Raw genomic sequence first — 14,891 nt, 5'->3', positions numbered from 1 at the left:
CACACGGCGACAGGCCGAGTACCACTAGTGCATTGGGGACGTGCCATAAGCCTGATTCCTTGGCCGTACCGCTGGCTGGCCCTCGTCCTGCTCGCCGCTGCCCTGGTCAGCTTCGGCTGGGTGAAAGGCGCGGGCCACGTTCAAGCCCAGTGGGATGCCGCCATCCAACAACAAACCCTGCAGGCCGCCGTCGTCCAGAAGCGGCAGGCCGAGGCCACCGTCAAGGTCGTCACCGAGTACGTCGACCGCGTCCGCGTCGTCCGTGAGAAGGGTGACACCATCATCAAGGAGGTTCCCGTCTATGTGCCCGTTCAAGCCGATGCTGCTTGCACTATCAACCGTGGCCTTGTGCGCCTGCACGACGCTGCCGCCGCCGGTGAACTGCCCGAACCCGCCGGAGATGCTGATGCGGCCGCCGCAGGCATTGCGCTCTCTGCCGTCGCCGGAACCGTCGCAGGCAACTACCAGTCCTGCCACGAAAACGCCGAGCAACTGAGGGCGTTGCAGGTGTGGATAAGTGAGATGGCGGCAACTGTGAGGTAGTTTGCTCACGAATCAGATCGCAGAAGGGGTGGGCTGGATTTTCCCTTTGAGCGCGGTAGGGAGCATTCTCGGATGGCCGGGGCTACAGGCTCGGCGTGCGCAGCACGTAGCACCCAGTCAAACTAAAATGCCGAGCCGCTACAACCTTGTTGGATCTGGATGTTGCTTTAGATCAAAACTGTAGAACGATTCGGAACTCTGAGTATGATGTGCCGCCCATCTGATACAGATTTTGGCGTCCGATCTCAGCACGTATCTGAGCGTCGTGAAACCTGCAGACCTGCTTGGCCAAGAATAACCCAAGCCCTTCACCCGGCAAGCTTGCTGTCTGCGCGCCGCGATACCCCTTCTCGAAAAGGTGCGGCAGCTCTGCATCTGCAACAGCTGGGCCGACGGACGTGACGGTGACAAACTGACACCCCCTGATGGTTTCAAAACTGACAGTCACAGACTGGCCTCTCGGTGAGTACTTGACTCCGTTCTCAAGCAGAACGAACGGCAGCAGTTCGAAAACTGGCAGAGCATCAATCTCGATTCTTGACTCGCCCTCAAGCCGAATCGTCACTCCGTGATCGCGCGCCTCCTCTGCGAGGATTCGCCGGGCCTTGTCAAATTTTTTGTAGATTCCCGACCGAACTGTTGTTTGACTTTCGAGTGCGCGGGGGTTGAGCTCAATGTCGGTGTAAGCCAATCTCGACGAGATCATGCCCGCCGTATAGAAGACTGACAGCGCAGTTTGGTTAAGTTGCGCCTGACCTTCTGTTTCCCTACTGAGCCGCTCAGAAAACTTGGTCAGTTGAGCGCTGAACCTGCGCACTTCGTGGAGGGTACTGTCCAGGATTGCCTGGATACCCTGGGCTTCGGCTACGAGGCGGGTGTTCTGCATCCTCAAGTCCTCGATCTCGGCTTGTAGGCGATCCAGCCGCCGGTTCTGCTTGTCGTAACGCATTCAGATACCGAGACTTGCGCCAATCAGGGCTGCGACCGCCGTCGCCGAGAATTTGATGACCAAATCCTTAATCTCTTGCGCAATACCAAGATTGCGTGCTTCGTTGGCCAGCACGTCCGGCTTGCCCTGCCTGACCGCCTTGATGAATGCTTGCTCCAACTTGAAGACGTCAAAGAGCTCGATGCCACGCTCGAGCAAAGCCCTGCGCATCCGGACCCATCGGTTCCGAGGATTCATCACCTCACTCATGCCAGCCTCGAGATTTTTTATCCAAGCCTCAATGCTCTCGTCCTTCGCCATGCGCCTGTCAGCAGCGGTCAGAGCATTAGTGGTGGCAACGCTGTGGGTCTGCCCTGTATAGCCGATGAGAAACTTGTCTGGATAGGCCTTGCGAATCTCGTTGACAAGGTGCGCCCCCTCCAAGCTGCTGCCGAAAGCGCGCCCAACACCCGCCACATCGCACACGATGATTGGAAACGTAGCAACCTGATCCAGAGACCTGATGTCAGGCCCCAGCTCTGTGATGCGAAATTTGTGATGCAGCAGCGCCTCCTTGGGTGCGAACGGGTTGTCGTCCAAGACGGCAATCTCCACCTGACGTTTGGCCTCAGCCATATCGATGGATTCCTGCCCGATTGATCTGAGTGGCTCCGGGGTTCCAAAGGTATGGAACATAGCTTCTCCTTAAATGTATGGGCCATCAGATGATTCGCGAGAACATCTCGCCTAGATACTTGTCCCGCCCGTCCTCCATGAACAGGACGTGCCGGTCTTCCAGATCCTGCTTCTTGGCAGGATCACCGACGTTCAGCAGGTCAGAGAACTTGGTCGGCGATAACACAAAGGCGTTGAGCACCAGGCGTGGCTCGTCGGTCTTGGCCTGCTTGTTCAGCGTGGCCTCCAGCGTCTTGACCTCCTTGTAGAGGCCCAACTTGGGGTGGGTTAGATCCAGGTTGCGCAGACCCTTCGGATCGACGAAGGTCAGCCATTGTTCACCTGTGGCATCGTCCACCAGCCACAGCAGGAAGTCAGGATAGAAGTTGCCCGCCAACGCGAAGCCCAGACCTTTCTCTTCCCGATCCGCATTGCGCAACAGGTACAGACTGCGCGGGCCAATCGCTTCCTTGCCTTCGCTGGAGTTGTAGAACGCCTCCAGATCGCGGACAAAATCCCATTCGCTGGGCGCGTCAAAGGCCAGCGGACGCAGTTTCAGCGGCACTGCATCCTTGTCCTCCAACGCCAGTAGCGGGTAGTACAAGTGGCGGTCGAAGCTGATGGCGACCATGTGTGGTGCGTTCCATTTGCTGGCTTCTCCGATCTTGCCGTCCGCCACCAGCTTCTTCAGCACTTCCAGCTTCGCCTGATACTCCAGACCGTCGTCGCTGTTCTCGATCTCGAACTGGTACAGCTTGAGCATCGACCCGTGATCTTCATCGATGTGGGTGATGTCGTAGAACTGGCCCTCGTAGCCCGTCTTCAGGGCCTTGTAGAAGCGGTCGGTGTAGTCCGTCAGCAGTCGAAGCAGGATGTCTTCCTGCTTGCGGATGTCGGCGAAGGTCGTCACGTTCAGTTCCGCCACCGGGATGAACAGCGTGTACCAATCCTGCGTGCCCGCACAGAAGTCGATCAGCTTCTGCCGTTCCAACCGCAGGTTGCTCCAGCTGCGCTGCAACTTGTAATCCTGCAACGCCAGATAGATGCGATCCCAATTGAAAGCCGGGAACAGCGTCTGATTCAGCTTGCCCTTGTTGCGGGCTTCCGTCGTGGGGGTTGTGCCCTTGTCCTTGCTGGACAGCGCTTCGACACGCGGGTACAGGTCGAGTACCACATGAGGGGGCTTGATCTTGCCCTGGAACTGCGTGGGTATTTCGTACAGCCACGGGAAGTGCGTGCGCTTGAACCCAAGTTTCTGGTTGTCCTTGTAGCCATCCTTCAGCGCCAAGGTCTTGAGTTTGCCTTTGGGCAGGTTTGCCCGCGTTGGGAAGTCAAGCTCCAGCACTTCGTCACTGGGCGTGATGCCTTCCTCGCGCAGGTAGTCTTTGAACGCGGCCATGTAGCTGGCGCGCACGCCGAAGATGTTCAGCGCCTCCAGCTTGTCCAGATGCACGCCCTTGGGTCGGTCCTGCGGCAATGTGCGCTTGAGCGAGAAGCCCTTGCCCTTGAGGCGCACCCCGCGTCCGAACAACTGGATGATCTGCGAGCCTTCACCCTGGCCCATGTTCAGCAGACCCATCGTGGACACGCGCCAACTGCTCCAGCCTTCCGTGAATTTGCGCGAGCCGATCAGCACGTTGAGGCGGCTGTCCTTGTTGTTCAGCGTGCCGAACAGCGCGCCGCCGAAGTCGTCGCGTTCGCTATCGAAGGCCTCCACGTCCTCCGCCATCCCGAAGAAGCCCGCATCGTCGCCGATGTTGATGAGGCCGAAGGGTTCGGCGTCGCCCACGCGCAGTGCCAGCTCGCCCTTGCTGCTCTTGATGTTGACCAGTTTCAGCCGTTGCTTCGCTGAGGCGTTGAAAACGCGCAGCACGATGTCTGCGTAGAGTTCATCCACCTTCCCGGAAAATCCCATCAAGGGCGTGAAGCGCCCGCTGAAGATATTGTTGCCCTTTGCATCCAGAATCTGCGCTCGGTCGGCAATCAGGTCGGCCAGCCACGTCTTGGTCTGAGTGTCGTTGTTGAGGAAGGCCGCGAGGAAGTTCACCACTTCCAGGATGTCCGACTCCTCGCCTGACACCGTGTTGCCCACGAATACCCACAGCGGCTTTTCGATGTTGAAGTCAGTCAGCTTGTCGCGGTGCGTGCTCCAAAGAAACAACTGCTGATAGAACGCCAGCAAGCACGCGGTGAAGTATTTGGCGGCGTTGTCGGCCTGTTCGTAGGCGTCGCCGCTCATATTGAGGATCAGCGATTCCTTGCCGTAGCCATCCTCGTAGAAGAACTTGTACGAGTAGTCGAACAAGATGCACTTGGCGTAGATCTCACGCGTGGCCGTGATGCGCGCGCGGCGCTTGTCCTCGGCGGTCAGCACGAGTTGCGCCTTCTGTCCGTCGTCCAGGTTGCGCAGGCTGGTGGTGTTGAACAACATCTTGGCGCGCTTCTTCTGGATGTCTTCTTCCGCCGCCGCCACGATCATGCCCTTGGCCACCGCCTGCCCAAAGGTGGCCGAGTACTCGAAGGCAAAACCACCGCGCACCAGCGCATCGCGCCGCGCCATCCACGCGCCCGCCGCCGTGCCCGTACCACGGTGGCCTTCGTCCACCAGCACCAGGTTGTTGCCCTCGAAGGCATCCACGGCGACGGTCTTGTCGCCCATCTCATCGCCCAGCTTGTTGATGTCGATGATTTCGATGGTGCCGCGCGCGGGCGACTGGGCTTTGTTGAAGAACTGCGAGAACCCGAAGCCGGACAGGTGCAGCTCCTCCAGATGCTGACGGCTCAACCCTTCGTTGGGCGTGAGCAGGATGATCTTGTCGGGAAAGTGATCGCTGCGCCCCGCCTGGAAGTAGTGCAGGTACTGGCGGATGTTGACGTGCAGCAGCAGGGTCTTGCCGCTGCCGGTGGCGTTCCAGAAGGCGATCTTGTTCAGATCATCCGCCTCGAAATCGCGGAACGGTTCCGCGCCCGTCTCGGCGCGGTAGCGAACCATTTCCTCGTTCAGGCCATCGAGCAAGTCCTGACGGTGGTTGAAGTACCAGTCCAGATACAGCTCGGTGAACAGCAGCGAGAGGTACTGGAAGTACTTCATCTGCAGTTCGTGGCCTTCCAGCTTATTGCGCTGGGCGGTGATGGCCTGCCAGTGCGCGACGACGTTCAAGTCGTAGCGCCGCAGATCGGCCTCGGGCACCTTGTTCGGGTCGAACAGGCCTCGGATCAGTTCATGGAAGAACTTGGTCTGGCCGTCCTCGTCGATGCCCTCGAAGCGGTCATCGCCCAAGCGCATCTTGAGTGCCGCCAGCGTGCCGCCCTGAAAGAAGCCCAGCACCCAGCGGTTGAGCACCAATTCCTGATGGAAGCTGCGCTTCTTGCCGCCGCGAGTGGAACCGGCTGCGCCGCTTGCGCCCGAACCGGCGACAGGGGTCTTGCGTGGCCGTGCCATCAGATGTCCTCCACCGAGAACATGCGCTCCAGAAACTCCGGCTCGATCTGGCGCAGCTTGAGCACGCGGGTGGCCCCCCTTCCTCGGCCGTCTGCGTCAGCACGGTGGGAATGTTGTGGTCGCCGTTGATGTAGACCACGTCGAACTCGTTGTCCGCCGGGTTGATGGCCAGCTTGTCGCAGAGCTTGGTGACGCCTTCGTAGTCCAGTACGTCGCAGTCACGCCAGAGCACGAGACAGCTTTCGCCGCTGGGCAAGGTGCCGGTGACGGTGACGAAGCCGCGCTGCGGTTCCGTGTCGATGTGCTTGACGCGCAGTCCGATCAGAAAATTGAAGGTCTCGACCAGATCGATCTTGCGCGGCTCGAACGCGCCCGCCGAATCCACGGCCACGTTGAGGGTGTAGTCGAAGGGCTTCTTGAAGTCTTCCACCGACAGCAACGAGCCACGGCTCTCCACGTCCAGCAGGTAGTTGAGCAGGTAGTCGTCCTTGGCCTGCTGCGGCAGGCTGTTCAGCAGATCGCCCTGCGCGGACGTACGACGCAGTTGCAGGTTGTTCAGGGTGTCTTCGTAGCTTTCCAGCTTAAGGACCCTGAAGCAGTGAGAGATACCAGTCTCTGGATTAGTCGCCTTTCCCTCAGACCAATCTGCGGAAAAAATGATTTTCTGAAGTCTGGGTTTCAAGACAGTGTCAAAGTAATCGCCTTGCTCAACCATCAAATACGAAAGATCAAGCTCCTCTTCTCTATTCAAAGAAATTACCGCATGCGCGGTAGTTCCAGACCCTGCAAAGAAGTCCAAAATCACCCCATTGGATCGACAATTCGCTGCGACGATCGCATGCCGAACTGTATACAGTGACTTTGGAAACGAAAATCCATTGCCAGGAACGATATTCTTTAGCAGGGTGCTTCCATACTCGGCCGCATTGAACTCGGCGTCGCTCCAAACAGTCCTGTAGGACTCCTTGTCCTTTGCGAGATTTATGGAGGGCAGCCCATTTCTTCCAGTCTTAACTTCAAGATTATCGATAATGGCATCGACCGATTGTCGTGCGTAACGCCACTTACGCTCCAATCCATCTGTCGATGAGATCGGCCACACCGCCAGAACTCCATTTTCAAGTTCAGTGCACGCACTGCGCGGATGAAAATCATCAGCAGGAACGTCTCCGAACCCGACTACTGCACCGTTCTTAACGAAAATTGGATAGAAGCAGTTCTTTGCCGTGTGCCGCTCTGATTCGCTGCCCGTTTTCATCAGCGGCTTGGACTTCGAATCACTAAGACTTCGCTTTCCCAACAGCTTGCCTTCAGGCCTGAAGAAAATAGCTGATTCGTTTGTTACAGAGAACCCGTTGCCCTGAATGCCACGCGGATTGTGGATCACGCTGATTTGGGTTATGTCCCCGTCTGAGAACAGGTCTTTCATCAGCAGCGACAGGTGCTCCCTCTCGTTCTCATCGATTGCAACACAAACTGGCGCGTCAGCGCGCATTAGCGCTCTTGCCCGAGACAGCCGATTTTCCATGAGCGTGATCCAAGAACCATGCTTAAAGCCATTCTTGTAGGCTATTTCACTCGTGGTTGCGTTGTATGGAGGATCGATGTAAACGAAATCGACTTCATCAGCCATCCGATTGCTCAATAGAGCAAGCGCCTGGAAGTTATCGGCGTTGATAACGGTGCCTCCAAGGCCAGCATCAATATCATCAATGTTAGCCAGAAGTCGCTGCTTGAAATCATCCGTGAACAGCGCGGTATCCAGCATACGAAACGGCGCAGCCTTCAAGTCCTCCACCGTCCCCGGCGCATCGCCATCCCACACGCCCAGCTGTTTCCACCGCGCCCATTGCTGCGCGTTCGCTACCACTTCCGGCCACAGCGCTTCCGGCACCCGATCCAGCGTGATGCAGTAGTGACTGGAGACAACGAACTTCTTTTTCAGCCACAGCTTCTTCTGGAAGTCTTCCAACTGGGCCAAGAAAGCGATCAGCTCCAGCGCGATGGCGCGCAGGCACTGAATCATGCGCAGGTTCTTTTCGATGTCCGCGAACGCGCCCGCGTTCTGCACATCATCCAGATGCATGACTTCGTTCTTGATGTAGAAGTCCAGCTCGCGCCGGAGGAAACCACCCAGATCCTTGTGGATGAAGTAGTCCGCCGTGTTTTTGGTGGTGTAGTCGGAGAGGTGCTTTTCCAGCAGAGTGCGCTGCGGATTCTTCTCGGTAGGCGCGCGGTTGCCCAAGGCCAGCCAGCGGGCCTTGACCGCCGCATCGTCCAGAATGGTTTCGACGGCCTTGGTGACCAGCGCCTCCTGCTTGGTGCCTTTGGGCTGGGCGGCATACTCGAAGCGGATGATCAGCTCCTGATTGCCGTCACTGCCCGATGCTTCCTCCACTGGCACGAGCTCTTCCTCGTACTCGTCACCGTTTTCATCCACACGGGTGACGGTCTTGGCCGTCACCAGGACAAAGCGGCGCTCCTTGTCGTTGTCCTTGCGGTTGTCCTTGGCGGTGTCCGCAGCGGCGAGGCGGAAATGCACCGTGCGACCGTCTTCCAGCTTGAAGCTGTAGTTGCTGAAGTTCTCGCCGCTCTTGGTGTAGTACTGATCCTTGTTGGCCCAGTGCAGCATCACCTCTTCGCCCGCGTAGGGGATGGCGTAGGTGTCGCCCTTGTAACGGCGCTGGCTGATGAAGTCGCCTTGCTCGTAGTAGCGGGAGAAAAAGGCCAGCAGGTGCGAGAACACTGCGTTCTCGTGTTCGCTGCTGCCTGCGGTCGCATCCTTCAGCCGGGCGCGTAAATCCTTGACCTTGGGCAGGTCGTCGGGGTTCGCGCCCAGCGCCTGTGCCTGTTTGATCGCTTCGTCCAGATCGGTCTGCAACTGCTGGGCGCTGGCGGCGCTGCCAGCGGACAGGGCGGCCTGCACCTTCTCAGCCAGCCGGTTTTGCAGGTAGTCGTTGATCTCGCCCGCGCGGGCGTTGAGGATGCGGTAGATGCCGAAGTCGAGTTCCGGGCGGTCGATCTGGAAGATCTCGCGCAGCTTGGCGACGAGCTCCTGGAATTTTGGATTCTGTTTGTTGGTCATGGTTTGGCCTAATCTCCGGATACTTGAACCGGGTTAGAGCACCTGCCAGCGCACGCTGAACAGGGTCTCATTGCTTGTTTTTTCTTGCAGGCGCTGCTGGAGCGAGGCAATCAATTCGTCGCGCTTGGCAATGATCTCGTCCTCGACGGCGAAAATTTCCTGCCGCAGGCGGCGTTGCTTGCGCTCCAGCTCAGATAGCTCGCGCTGGATGCCGTCTTGCTCCTGCAATGTGGCAGCCTTGCGGGCGTCACGCTTCAACTGTGCGATGCGCGCCTTGGTGTTCTTCAAGGCTTCCTCTGCGGCCAGCAGCTTGTCGTCTGCCCAACGTTCCAGTTTGTCCCGTTCTTCATTGAAGAGGCGCTGGTTGGCTTCCAGTACCTGGGCAATGGTGGCGGCGACCGCGCGCTGGCTGTTGGCCAGCAGTGCCTCGGGCACGGTGGTGCTCAAAGGAGTGGGTTTGCCTGCTGCTGGAATGGCCATCAGCTTTTCGCAGGCTTCCTGATCCAGCACCTGACCATCGTCAGTGATGCCAGAGAACAGCAGCGCCTCAGTGGTCTCGAATGCGGTGACTTCCAGCCTGGCCAGCGTCAGCCAGCCGGACTTGCCGCGCAGTCTCTCGATGACGGAGACACGCGCACCGTATTTGCCATAGTCGAGCTTCAATGTGGCGACGGGCGTGGCCGCGTTCAGGCTGGCATCAATGCTCCATTCCCCCAGCGGGTGGCTGAGGCGGTAGGCGTGCGCCAGCATGTCCGGCTGCGCCGCACCGCGAATGAGCTGATAGCGGCCAGGGGGGCTAGTTGTGCGACTCCAGTTGGCGGCGTGCTCAGAGAGAACGCGTAGGACTGTTCGTCGAAGCGCGCACGGTCATTGAGCGCATAGCGGGTAACACCCCAGAACCAGCGCCCCAGTTTGTCGAGCCGCGCTTCAGCCTCGTCCAATCGCAGCTTGAGCCGGTCGTGAACGTCTTCGTCAAAATGCTCCAGCAGCTGGGACTGGGTGTCTTTGATGCGGTCGGCTATGGATTCTTCTAGCTCCGCCTGCAGGGCATTAAAGGCGGCTTCGATCTGCGCGGGCTGGCGGCAGGTGTCGTAGATTTGGAGGATGCGTTTTTCAAAATCGAGGCCCCCCTCGATGCGGCCCAGCACTTCATCGCTTGCGCCAAACACCCCAGAGAACAGCTTGAATTTTTCGGTGAGCAGCTCCAGCACACGCTGGTCGGCCTGGTTGCGGGTGTTCAAGAAGTTGATGACCACCACGTCGAAACGCTGACCGTAGCGGTGGCAGCGGCCAATGCGCTGCTCAACGCGCTGCGGGTTCCACGGCAGGTCGTAGTTGATGATCAGCGCGCAGAACTGCAGGTTGACGCCTTCGGCAGCCGCTTCGGTGGCGATCATGATTTCCGCACCGGTGCCGTCGTCCTTGCGGAAGTGGTCGATCAGCGCGGTGCGGCGATCTACCTGCGGCGAGCCGGTGACGCGATCCGTGCCTTTGTACTCTTCCAGCCAGCGCTGGTAGATGGCGGTCGATTCCTCGTGGGTGTTGGTGCCACTGAACAACACCAACTTGCCCGCGTGGCCGTTGGCTGAGAGGAAGCGGTGCAGGTACTCCTGCGTGCGCTTGGACTCTGTGAAGATGATGGCCTTGCGTGGCGCACGTAGCTCGGCCATCTTGCCGAAGCCCAGGTTGAGCGCCTTGAGTAACGCCTGTGCTTTGGTGTCGGTTTTCAGGGCTTGGGCGGCATCGACGAACGCAGTCAGCTCCGCGATCTCGGCGGTGATGGCGGCGCGGACGGCATGGGCATCTTTTGCCGCGCCCGGCTTACCTTCTTCGGCTGGCGCAGGCGTCGGGACTTCGGCGTTTTCTTCTGCCTCGCTGGCTTCCTCTTCCAGGTAGTCCTGCTCCAAGTCGTCCTCGGCAATGAGCTGTTCGACCAGCTGGCTGCCATCGTCTTCCGCTTTGTCTGCTGTGAGCAAGCCCCGCAGGCGCTCGCGGATGGTGACCAACGTGGCAGCGACGGCGTGCGAACTGGAGGCCAGCAGCTTGCGCAAGATCAGTGCTGTGAGGTGGCGCTGCTGCTTGGGCAGGGCGTAGGAGTCTTCCTTTTGCAGAAAGGCCGAGATGCGCTCGTACAGCGCCTGCTCGTCGTCGGTGGGGTTGAACGGCTGGGTGAGAGCCTTACGCTCGGTGTACTTGATGTACTCCAGCACGTCACGGCGCAGTGTGCGTTTGGCGAAGCTGGCAAGACGCTCACGCAGTTCGTCAAGGCCTGTCCCGCTGTTCATGAACTGCTTGCGGAAGGCAGTTTCGTCGCCGAACAGGTGCTCGTCGATCAGCGTCGACAGGCCGTACAGCTCCATCAGCGAGTTCTGCAGCGGCGTGGCGGTGAGCAGCAGCTTCTTGCGGCCTTGCAGCGCGCGCTTGAGCGCCTGCCCGGTACGGTTGCTGGCCCGGTGCGCGTTGCGCAGCTTGTGCGCTTCGTCGATGACCACCACATCCCAAGGCACGGCGCGCAGCTCGGCCTCCAGCTTGGCGGCAAACTGGTAGGACATGATGACGACTGCCTTGCCGACTTGCCGTTGCAGGGTGGCGAGCATGTCGCCAGCGGACTGCTTGCGCAGAGAAACGGCATCCACCACGGTGGTGGGCACGGCGAACTTGTCGTGCAGCTCCTGCGCCCATTGCTTGCGCAGGCTAGCCGGGCATATGACCAGTAGCCGACGACGGCGCTCAGCCCAGTATTGGCAAACCACCAGCGCGGCTTCGATGGTCTTGCCTAGCCCCACCTCGTCAGCCAGCAGTACGCCTTCCTGCAATGGGTTCCGAAGGGCGAACAGCGCCGCCTCGATCTGATGCGGGTTCAAATCGACGCTGGCATCGAACAGCGATTGGGAGAGGCGATCAACGCCATCGGCGGCGTGCCGCCGCGTCAGCTCGTGGGCGTAGTACTTGGCGTGGTAGGCGGAGATCAATCGGTTCCCTCCGCCTTCTTCGACTGGTCGGCTATCCAGCCGTCGATGTCCGTTGCCCGGAAGCGCCATGTCCCGCCGACCTTGAAGGCCGGTATTTTCTTGGCTGCCGCGAGTCGGTAGATCGTCCGCTCCGTGACCTTCAGGTACTCGGCGACTTCCTTGATCGTCAGGATTCCGCTTTCGCTGGTGTTTTTGGGCATGGAATGGGGCCAGTCGGATGATTGGTAAAGGACGACAGGATAGTGCAGAATTTTCCAACTGGCGACCAAAAGCGACCGAGCTCGGAAAGTTTGTCTTCTACTTGGTAGGGGTGGGATGGATTGCCTCAGTCAAGCTGAGTACGACGCGCTTGCGCACGGCCTCAGGCGCGGGTGGCCAACTCGTCGAATTCACGCCCCCAAGGCGGAGGCGTTACTATCTGGCTCGGATTACGGACGCGGGTTCGGTTCCGTGTTCCACCACCAATACCCAAAATCCCAAACTGACCTTGCCCCTGTTTCGTGTAGCTCTTAACCCACGGTTCACGCGGCCTTTTTACGCTGTGCCTCGTACCAGCGCTGCTCGTACTGCATCGGGCTGAGGTAGCCCAGCGACGAATGCAGCCTGCGGTGATTGTAGAAGGCCATCCAGTCCATCACCGCCTGCCTGGCCTGCTCACGGGTAGCGAATTTGCACCCATGTACGCTGGCTGTTTTCAGCCGACCCCAGAAGCTCTCGGTCGGTGCGTTGTCCCAGCAGTTCCCCTTTCTGCTCATCGATGAACGCATGCCCCAGTCCTTCAAGGCATCCTGGAACTCATGGCTGCAATACTGGCTGCCCCGGTCGCTGTGGAATATCAGTCCAGGAGGTGGCCTGCGGCGCCACCACGCCATGGCCAGCGCGTCCTTGACCAGGCTGGCCTGCATGTGCGGCTGCAGGCTCCAACCCACCACCTGACGGTTGAACAGGTCGATGACCGCAGCCAGGTACAGCCAGCCCTCGTCGGTTTGGATGTAGGTGATGTCGCCACTCCACAGCTGGTTGGGCGCCTCGGGGTTAAAGCGCCGCTGTACCAAGTCGGGCGCCACCGGCAGGCTGTGGCGGCTGTCGGTAGTCACCACGAACTTGCGTTTGGTCTTGGCCCTGATGCCGTGCTGCTGCATGAGCTTGCGCACCCGCTCCTTGCCCACCCGGATGCCCCGGGCCAGCAGTTCCTTGTGCATGCGGGGCCAGCCGTATTCCCCCTTCACCTCGGCGTGGATGGCGCGCATGTACGCCAGCAGGGCTTCGTCGCTGTGACGCCGGGCAGGTCCACCGTGGCCAGACTCACGCCGGCGTAGCCAGTTGAAGTACCCGCTTGCGCTGACCTCCAGCACCCCGCAGGACACACTCACCGGGTACAGCTTTCTCATTTGGTGAATCCAGGCGTACCTCGCAGCGTGTCCTGCGCGAAGTACGCCGCGGCTTTTTTTGCGATGTCGCGCTCCATGCGAAGGCGAGCATTCTCTGCACGCAACCGGGCTATCTCCATCTGCTCGGGCGAGACCTGGATGCTCTTGTCTCCACCGCCCGCACCGTCCAATTCTCCCCTGGCTGACAGCCGTACCCAGTTGCCCAGGCTCGCTTTGGGAATGCCCAGCACCTTGGCCACCACCGCAATCGCCTGACCCGAGCGGACCTGCCGAACAGCCTCCTGCTTGAACTCTCGCGTGTACTGCGCACGCACCTGCTTGTCACTCATCTCTGAACTCCTTGTCGCTATTTTCAACAAGGGTTAAGAACTCCAGTTTTCAGGGGCAACCTCAACCTCGCGAGACACCGAGCGCTTCGCACATCAGATTGACCGACCAGAGCCCTCGGTGTTTCGCCACAAAGCCCAACCTCACATCGACTCCTTGGCGAAGTAGGCCGCGGCTTTTTTAGGATGTCGCGCTCCATCTTGAGCTTGGCCACTTCCTTGCACAGCCGTGCTATCTCAGCATCTGCGGCCCTTTTTTTTCCGTTGCCAGGGAACGCCTCCTGGGGCTCCTCTCGCAGCTCGCGCACCCACTTGCACAGTACGTTTTCGTGAACGTCCAGGTCTTTGGCCGCCTGGGCCACAGACACGCCACGCTCGGTGACCAGCTTCACCGCCTCGAACTTGAACTCGCGACTGAATGCTCTTCTTCTGTCCATGAACCACCTCCGGTTTTATCTTCCACCTTAACAAGGTGTCTGTGAAACCGGCAGCAGCTCAATTTTCTGCGAGCACACGAAGATCGTGAACACGCTCTTAGGGACTGGTTGACCCGAACCTATCGTCGCGGCTCGATGGGACGCCAATTACTTGAGCCAGGGCGGCTCTTTTTAGCAGAAATGGCTAACCACATGGACATGAGCTGATCGCGCCTCACAAGATAAGCTTCCCGCACACAATGCACGACGCTTGAATATCCATTAGGCGCTCCATCATTAATGCATGAGTTTCGATAGCGTCTCCAACGATCTTGCTCTGTCGAAAGTTCAGCCGGTGCGCCCTCTTTTTGAATCTTTGCATAGAGGACGTTTAGCTCTTGATCTAGAAATGAAATATCAATATGAGCGCAGACTGCACTTAGTACAGTGAAGTTATGCTCTTGAGGGCACTTGAATCCCGGGTGACCAAACTGGCTCGGGCGGCGAGCCAAGGTAATTGCGCCCATGGATCCCAGTTCGGAGTCATCTAGGACCGCGATCTTTGCAGCCGACGTGGACAGTGCTCTCAACGCAATGTCTGTTCGCCCGGTCATTTCGTGAACGTAGGCGGTGGTGATTGCGCTAAGCTGTTGAATGGTGTCAAGTTGATCGTTGCGGTCGCCCTGCTTTGCTTTTGCGTTGAGGGATGCCGCGTGAACACCGTACCTTCCCTCTACAGTCCGTTCCTGACCACCAAGGAACGCCAACGCGCAGGCAGAAAAGCAGGACTGATTAGCTCCAACATTCGTATGCACTCCAAGCCGACGCAGAGCATACCCGAGGCGCAGACCGCCCAATAGACTTCCACCAGGAGAATCAAGACTCACTGTTACTAAGTTTCTTACATTGTGATGCCGCTGCCGATAATCGAGTGTGATGATTCCTGCGATTTTTTCTGCATCTCGTGGCTCTACTATTCCCGTAGCAACTATTTCTCCGGTTGTGGAATTCTCGTAGAACTCGAGCGCATGAACCGAAAAGGTTAGGCCTAGCAGACAGAGCAGAAGAAATCTAAGCATTGTACTATGCAAAAAAAGATGCAGTGACGTTGCT

Annotated in this window: 9 protein-coding genes and 2 pseudogenes; 1 reads left to right on the top strand and 10 read right to left on the bottom strand. The window is 58.8% G+C overall.

The window, feature by feature from the left end; translation table 11 throughout:
* The first annotated feature begins 45 nt into the window (after nucleotides 1–45).
* Entirely contained in the window at nucleotides 46–543 is a 498-nt protein-coding gene (locus tag IDM45_RS05490; protein ID WP_209424008.1) for a hypothetical protein, read from the top strand.
* A 172-nt stretch (nucleotides 544–715) separates the two neighbouring features.
* Here the strand turns inward: IDM45_RS05490 and IDM45_RS05485 are convergent, their stop codons facing one another.
* The 10 genes and pseudogenes from IDM45_RS05485 to IDM45_RS05445 form a co-directional block, all read right to left on the bottom strand.
* Nucleotides 716–1,492, bottom strand: a complete 777-nt coding sequence (locus tag IDM45_RS05485; RefSeq protein ID WP_209421963.1) for a sensor histidine kinase — start codon at nucleotides 1,490–1,492, stop codon at nucleotides 716–718.
* Entirely contained in the window at nucleotides 1,493–2,167 is a 675-nt protein-coding gene (locus IDM45_RS05480) for a hypothetical protein (protein WP_209421962.1), read from the bottom strand.
* 25 nt (nucleotides 2,168–2,192) lie between these two features.
* Complete coding sequence (locus tag IDM45_RS05475; RefSeq protein ID WP_209421961.1) at nucleotides 2,193–5,588, bottom strand: DEAD/DEAH box helicase family protein; 3,396 nt, start codon at nucleotides 5,586–5,588, stop codon at nucleotides 2,193–2,195.
* A gap of 715 nt (nucleotides 5,589–6,303) precedes the next feature.
* Nucleotides 6,304–7,221, bottom strand: a pseudogene (locus IDM45_RS17545) (DNA methyltransferase); the annotation flags it as partial.
* Between the two features lie 1,485 nt (nucleotides 7,222–8,706).
* On the bottom strand, nucleotides 8,707–9,423 hold the full coding sequence (locus IDM45_RS05470) for a hypothetical protein (protein ID WP_209421960.1): 717 nt from the start codon (nucleotides 9,421–9,423) through the stop codon (nucleotides 8,707–8,709).
* Nucleotides 9,360–11,645 (bottom strand): SNF2-related protein, encoded by a 2,286-nt coding sequence (locus IDM45_RS05465; protein ID WP_209421959.1) that lies wholly within the window; start codon nucleotides 11,643–11,645, stop codon nucleotides 9,360–9,362. The genes IDM45_RS05470 and IDM45_RS05465 overlap by 64 nt, the downstream gene beginning before the upstream one ends.
* Entirely contained in the window at nucleotides 11,642–11,845 is a 204-nt protein-coding gene (gene mads1 / locus IDM45_RS05460; protein ID WP_209421958.1) for a methylation-associated defense system helix-turn-helix domain-containing protein MAD1, read from the bottom strand. Before mads1 ends, IDM45_RS05465 begins: the two co-directional genes overlap by 4 nt.
* A 321-nt stretch (nucleotides 11,846–12,166) precedes the next feature.
* Nucleotides 12,167–13,365 (bottom strand): IS3 family transposase gene (locus tag IDM45_RS05455; RefSeq protein WP_209421957.1). Its coding sequence is split into 2 segments (ribosomal slippage): nucleotides 12,167–13,098 and nucleotides 13,098–13,365, totalling 1,200 coding nucleotides; the frame shifts between segments, so codons are not numbered across the junction.
* A 67-nt stretch (nucleotides 13,366–13,432) separates the two neighbouring features.
* Nucleotides 13,433–13,799: pseudogene (locus IDM45_RS05450) on the bottom strand (transposase); the annotation flags it as partial.
* Nucleotides 13,800–13,918: 119 nt separating this feature from the next.
* Nucleotides 13,919–14,857, bottom strand: a complete 939-nt coding sequence (locus IDM45_RS05445) for a lysozyme inhibitor LprI family protein (RefSeq protein ID WP_209421955.1) — start codon at nucleotides 14,855–14,857, stop codon at nucleotides 13,919–13,921.
* Nucleotides 14,858–14,891: the final 34 nt, after the last annotated feature.

This window comes from Melaminivora jejuensis (genome assembly GCF_017811175.1).
In the GTDB taxonomy this organism is placed as follows: Bacteria; Pseudomonadota; Gammaproteobacteria; order Burkholderiales; family Burkholderiaceae_C; genus Melaminivora; species Melaminivora jejuensis.
This window is presented reverse-complemented; position numbering and strand designations above follow the sequence as displayed.

Bases quoted from the DNA above. Each gene is read 5' to 3' on its own strand.
- IDM45_RS05485 (WP_209421963.1), bottom strand. From the start codon at position 1,492: ATGCGTTACGACAAGCAGAACCGGCGGCTGGATCGCCTACAAGCCGAG.
- IDM45_RS05480 (WP_209421962.1), bottom strand. From the start codon at position 2,167: ATGTTCCATACCTTTGGAACCCCGGAGCCACTCAGATCAATCGGGCAG.
- IDM45_RS05475 (WP_209421961.1), bottom strand. From the start codon at position 5,588: ATGGCACGGCCACGCAAGACCCCTGTCGCCGGTTCGGGCGCAAGCGGC.
- IDM45_RS05470 (WP_209421960.1), bottom strand. From the start codon at position 9,423: ATGCTGGCGCACGCCTACCGCCTCAGCCACCCGCTGGGGGAATGGAGC.
- mads1 (WP_209421958.1), bottom strand. From the start codon at position 11,845: ATGCCCAAAAACACCAGCGAAAGCGGAATCCTGACGATCAAGGAAGTC.
- IDM45_RS05445 (WP_209421955.1), bottom strand. From the start codon at position 14,857: ATGCTTAGATTTCTTCTGCTCTGTCTGCTAGGCCTAACCTTTTCGGTT.